Below are 4,440 nucleotides of genomic sequence, written 5' to 3'. Positions count from 1 at the left end.
GGCCAACCTGTGCTGCGAGAGCGTCGATGAAAAAGGACATTCACCCCGACTACCATCCCATCACGATTGTGATGACCGATGGCCATACCTACCAAACCCGTTCGACCTACGGGAAGCCGGGGGATACGCTGCGTTTGGAAATCGATCCGACGTCGCACCCGGCCTGGACCGGTGGCCAGCAGCGTATGCTGGACATTGGCGGTCAGTTGGCACGCTTCAACAAGCGTTTCGCCAATCTCGCATCAAAGGCTAAGTTTCTTTCGAAACTGGCTTTCGCCGAAAATGGTTTAAGTGGCCCTCCGGGGCCACTTTCCATTTGGGGTTAGTGGGTGGTATGGCTTGCCCCAATCTTGGCACAGGCAGGCATCGGCCCCATCGCCTTGTCGAGCCGGTCCACGCGCGCATAGAGCCGGTAGGACCGCCCGAGCAAATCTTTGAGACCGCGCGGTAGCGGTGCGGTATCCGCATCGTCTACCTGCATCAAACAGACGCGATGGCCGTCTAAGCGGCGATCCGTATGCAGGGCATCCTCGAAGCTAATCTCGCCCTCCTGCACCGCCCGGCGCACCAGCAGCCACGCCATCACCTGCGTGAGCCGCGAGGTGAGGCGCATCGCCTCCCGGTTGGCGGCAAGCCTCTGGTCGAGCGACAGCGCCGCCCGTTCCGAAGGCTCGCGATAGGCTAGATAGTCGCGGGCCTCCACTAAAAGTCGGAAGGCCTCATCATAGGTGCCTCGGAAAAAGACCGTTGCCATTGGCCCCCTCTCCCGCTTGATGGGATTTTCAACCAACGGACGGTGCGCCCGGATAAGCATCCCTGCTTCGATATTGAATTAAATTTTCCCGTCTGGCGAGTAGATCAAGGGGCTGGATTAAAAATGTTACTCGGGTGTGACAGCCGCGCCGCCGACGCAAAAAAAAAGCCGCACGACAGAACGTCGGCGGCTCATAATAGTTTACCTCACCTGATACAACTTGCCTAAGCGGATCGACTCCTAACGGTTCGCCCGTTTCGGGTCAAGCCTCCCCGTCAAATTTTTGCCGCAATCGCCCTCAGGCCTACCCCAGATCGGCGTCATCGACCGACAGCGGGGCCGAGGGCGCGGCTTGAGCCGGGCCAGCATTGCGGCTGCGGCGGCTTTCGGCACTGCCGGGAACAGTGCCGTCCGGGTTAAGGCCGATGGCTTCGATTTCCTCGGCCGTCAGTTTGCGCAAGGCCTGCTCCTTACGCTTGCGGCGCAAATCGGCCTCGCCAATAACCGTGGGCACGAGGAACGCGTGAACGCGCACAAGCGTAACGCTGGAAGGATCAATGCCATCGGCCTGCAAGGTTTCTTCGATATTGATCGCCTTCAGGCTATCGGCGGCATCGAGCATTTCGAGGAAAAACAACGCCTCGCCGATCCCGCCCCATTTACCGATCCGGGTTAGGTAGACGCGGTCCGCGTCGGTGGTTTTCGCCGTAATCAGAAAGCCCAGCTTATCTTCAATCGAATTCGCGGGCACATAACGCGGAATAACGCGGGTCATCGAAAATCCTTCTCTAGAATTTGAACAGAGCCTCGGCCGCGCCGCGCCGGTTGCGTTTGGCGTCGGTCTCGGCATCCACCCGGGCGATTTCGGCAAGCAGGGCCTGGCGATAGGCCTGCAACTCCTCAACCCCTGCGCGCTCCAGCGCCGCGACTGACAGGAAGACCGGCTGGTCTCCCGTTTGGCGCGGGCGTTCTTCCTCGGCTTGCATGCTCCGGCTTTCCCTTGCTAGGTCCTCTCGGGCGCGCATGATAAGACAGGATGGGCCGAAACTCGACCCTCCTTCGTTAAAAAGCTGATCGATAAGGGCTTTACCCGTGATCCTTCCCTCTGAGATGCGCGCGATTGCGATTGAAACCCCCGGCGGGCCGGAGGTTCTGACCCCCGTCACCCTCCCCCTCCCGCAGCCGCAGGCGGGCGAAGTGCTGATTAAAGTCGCCGCCGCTGGGGTCAATCGGCCCGATCTGCTGCAACGCCAGGGGCTTTACCCGCCGCCGCCCGGCGCAAGCCCGCTGCCCGGTTTGGAAGTGTCGGGCGTCATCGTTGCCATCGGGGAAGGGCTGGACCCGGCCCGTCTTGGCACCCGCGTCTGTGCGCTCACGGCGGGGGGCGGGTATGCCGAGTATGTTGCGGTCCCGAAAGGCCACTGCCTGCCGGTTCCCGCAACGCTCTCGATGATCGAAGCCGCCGCCCTGCCGGAAGGCGCGTTTACGGTCTGGGGCAATGTCTTCGATCGCGGGCGGCTTCAGCCTGGCGAAACACTGTTGATCCACGGTGGTACGTCTGGCATCGGCTCGCTCGCCATTCAGATGGCGAAAGCCTATGGCGCAACCGTGCTGGTCACGGTCGGCTCCGACGCCAAGGCCGCCGCCGCTCGCACCTTGGGGGCTGATGTTGCGATCAATTACCGCACCGAAGATTTCGTCGAAAAAAGTGCTGTCGGCCACCGAGGGTAAGGGCGCAGATGTGATTCTGGATATGGTCGGCGGCGCCTATATTCAGCGGAACATCGACTGTGCGGCGGTAGAGGGGCGCATCGTGTTTATTGCTTTCCAGGGCGGCGCGAAAGCCGAGGTGGATTTCCGCAAGATTATGATGCGCCGCCTAACCCTCACCGGCACCACCCTACGCCCCCAGAGCATTGCTGCCAAAACCCGCCTTGCCGCTGCCCTGCACGAAACCCTGTGGCCCTGGGTGGAAAAAGGGCTGATTCGTCCCCAAATCTTCCGTGTTTTCCCGCTTGCCGAAGCCGCCGCCGCGCATGCTTTACTGGAATCGGGGGAGCCGATTGGAAAAATCGTCTTGGGTTTGGAGTAACGCGCCTGCTATAGACGATTCCATATCGTCCCGGCCCGCCCCCTAAGGCGGGCCGTCGCAGCTTATAGAGGGTTAGAAATCATGCCATTGCCGTTGATGCCGAAAGCCACCGCTGTTTGGCTCGTCGAAAACACGGCGCTGACGTTTGACCAGATCGCCGATTTTTGCGGCCTGCATATGCTCGAAATCCAAGCTATCGCCGACGGCGAAGTGGCGGGCGGCATGCAGGGCCTCGATCCGATCATCAACGGTCAGCTCACCCATGAAGAAATCAAGCGCTGCGAGGCCGATACGAAGACCAAGCTGAAGCTCTTGGTCAGCAATCTGCCGCAACCCTTGGTGCGTACCAAGGGCGGGCGCTATACGCCGATTGCTAAGCGCCAGGATAAGCCCGACGCGATTGCCTGGTTAGTGCGGAACTACCCCGACATCACGGATGGGCAGATTTCCAAACTGCTAGGCACGACCAAGACGACGATTGCCTCGATCCGCGACCGCAGCCATTGGAACATCAGCAACATCAAAGCGCGCGACCCGATCCAATTGGGCCTCTGCTCGTACGCCGCCCTGCAAGAGGTGCTGGATACGCTGCGCCGTCAGGGTAAGCATATTCCCGATCAACTGCCGGTCGAAGGCGAAGAACATCGCAGCGAGCCGCCGGAATTTACGCTTTAAAACTGCATCCAGATTAGCTGCTAGGCCGTAGGGTCTGATTGATCTAATCCAGTTCGGTGCGGGCTGCGTACCAAGAGTATGCAGCCCACCGCTAAAAACCTCTCCGGCACCGATTTAGCCGCCTATGCCGCGCCCGCCCTGCCCTTGGCGGCGTTGGCGGTGCCGCTCTATATTTATCTTCCCACGCTTTACGCCGAAACCCTGGGCCTCGGGCTGACGCTGGTCGGAACGCTGCTGCTGCTCGCGCGGATTTTCGATGCGCTCACCGATCCGCTCGTCGGCGTGCTGGCGGATCGCTTTCCCCGGCGGAAACCTTGGCTGCTTGGGGCCTTGCCGGTGATCGGCGTTTCCGTCTGGGCGCTGTTCTTTCCGCCCGATGGCACGGGGGCCATGCATCTGCTCGGGTGGAGCTTGGCGCTCTACCTCGGTTGGACCGCCCTGCAAGTTCCCTATCTCGCCTGGGGCACCGATCTTACGCAGGCCTATCATGGGCGCACGCGGGTCGCGGGCGCGCGGGAAGCCGCCCTGCTGATCGGCACCCTCGCGGCAACGATCCTGCCCGCCGCCCTTGGCCTCAGCGGCCTTGCGGCGGTGAATGCGCTGGGGGGGATGATCCTCGCGCTGCTGGTCCCCACCGTTCTGCTCGCCTGCTGGCGCTTGCCGGAAAAATCAACGCCCCCCGCGCCGAAACCTTCCCGCAAAGAGGCAATCCGGCTGCTGGTGGCGAATAAGCCTTCCGCCTGCTGCTGGCCGCCTATCTGCTCAACGGGATCGCCAACGGTTTGCCCGCGACGCTGTTTCTGAGCTTCGTCGGCGACCGGCTCGGCGCGCCCGACGCCACCGGCCCAGCGTTGGCGCTCTATTTCGTCTCCGGGCTCGCGGGCGTGCCGCTGTGGCTGTGGCTCAGCCGCCGCTGGGG

At 61.9% G+C, this 4,440-nt stretch carries 7 protein-coding genes and 1 pseudogene; 5 read left to right on the top strand and 3 right to left on the bottom strand.

The genetic code is table 11. The features are described from left to right. Positions 1-26 precede the first annotated feature (26 nt). Positions 27-248 (top strand): annotated as a pseudogene (rpmE, locus tag VZ95_RS12330) (50S ribosomal protein L31); the annotation flags it as partial. A 74-nt stretch (positions 249-322) separates the two neighbouring features. Here the strand turns inward: rpmE and VZ95_RS12325 are convergent. The 3 genes from VZ95_RS12325 to VZ95_RS12315 all read right to left on the bottom strand — a co-directional run bounded on the left by VZ95_RS12325 (position 323) and on the right by VZ95_RS12315 (position 1,740). Continuing rightward, positions 323-754, bottom strand: coding sequence for a DUF1465 family protein (locus tag VZ95_RS12325; protein ID WP_045776109.1), 432 nt, complete (start codon positions 752-754; stop codon positions 323-325). Between the two features lie 304 nt (positions 755-1,058). Then, positions 1,059-1,529: a hypothetical protein gene (locus VZ95_RS12320; protein ID WP_045776108.1), complete on the bottom strand. Its 471-nt coding sequence runs from the start codon at positions 1,527-1,529 to the stop codon at positions 1,059-1,061. A 13-nt stretch (positions 1,530-1,542) separates the two neighbouring features. Continuing rightward, on the bottom strand, positions 1,543-1,740 hold the full coding sequence (locus VZ95_RS12315; protein ID WP_045776107.1) for a DUF1192 domain-containing protein: 198 nt from the start codon (positions 1,738-1,740) through the stop codon (positions 1,543-1,545). A gap of 106 nt (positions 1,741-1,846) precedes the next feature. On the opposite strand from VZ95_RS12315, the gene VZ95_RS28865 reads away from it, so the two are divergent. The 4 genes from VZ95_RS28865 (at position 1,847) to VZ95_RS12300 (ending at position 4,325) form a co-directional block, all read left to right on the top strand. Then, on the top strand, positions 1,847-2,485 hold the full coding sequence (locus VZ95_RS28865; RefSeq protein WP_332308084.1) for an alcohol dehydrogenase catalytic domain-containing protein: 639 nt from the start codon (positions 1,847-1,849) through the stop codon (positions 2,483-2,485). Further along, complete coding sequence (locus VZ95_RS28860; protein WP_332308083.1) at positions 2,463-2,846, top strand: zinc-binding dehydrogenase; 384 nt, start codon at positions 2,463-2,465, stop codon at positions 2,844-2,846. Before VZ95_RS28865 ends, VZ95_RS28860 begins: the two co-directional genes overlap by 23 nt. A gap of 81 nt (positions 2,847-2,927) precedes the next feature. Then, positions 2,928-3,521 carry a DUF1013 domain-containing protein gene (locus tag VZ95_RS12305; RefSeq protein ID WP_045776106.1) on the top strand — a complete coding sequence of 198 codons (594 nt, stop codon included), beginning with the start codon at positions 2,928-2,930 and terminating at the stop codon, positions 3,519-3,521. Positions 3,522-3,599: 78 nt separating this feature from the next. After that, a complete protein-coding gene (locus tag VZ95_RS12300) occupies positions 3,600-4,325 on the top strand; it encodes an MFS transporter (protein ID WP_052711727.1) in 726 nt (241 codons plus the stop codon). The last annotated feature ends 115 nt before the right edge of the window (positions 4,326-4,440 follow it).

Source organism: Elstera litoralis, from assembly GCF_000963705.1.
Classification (GTDB): domain Bacteria; phylum Pseudomonadota; class Alphaproteobacteria; order Elsterales; family Elsteraceae; genus Elstera; species Elstera litoralis.
The sequence above is the reverse complement of the archived record's forward strand: the minus strand, read 5'-3'. Positions and strand labels throughout refer to the sequence as shown.

Coding starts and splice junctions, on each gene's coding strand:
- VZ95_RS12325 (WP_045776109.1), bottom strand. CDS start 754: ATGGCAACGGTCTTTTTCCGAGGCACCTATGATGAGGCCTTCCGACTT.
- VZ95_RS12320 (WP_045776108.1), bottom strand. CDS start 1,529: ATGACCCGCGTTATTCCGCGTTATGTGCCCGCGAATTCGATTGAAGAT.
- VZ95_RS12315 (WP_045776107.1), bottom strand. CDS start 1,740: ATGCAAGCCGAGGAAGAACGCCCGCGCCAAACGGGAGACCAGCCGGTC.
- VZ95_RS12305 (WP_045776106.1), top strand. CDS start 2,928: ATGCCATTGCCGTTGATGCCGAAAGCCACCGCTGTTTGGCTCGTCGAA.
- VZ95_RS12300 (WP_052711727.1), top strand. CDS start 3,600: ATGCAGCCCACCGCTAAAAACCTCTCCGGCACCGATTTAGCCGCCTAT.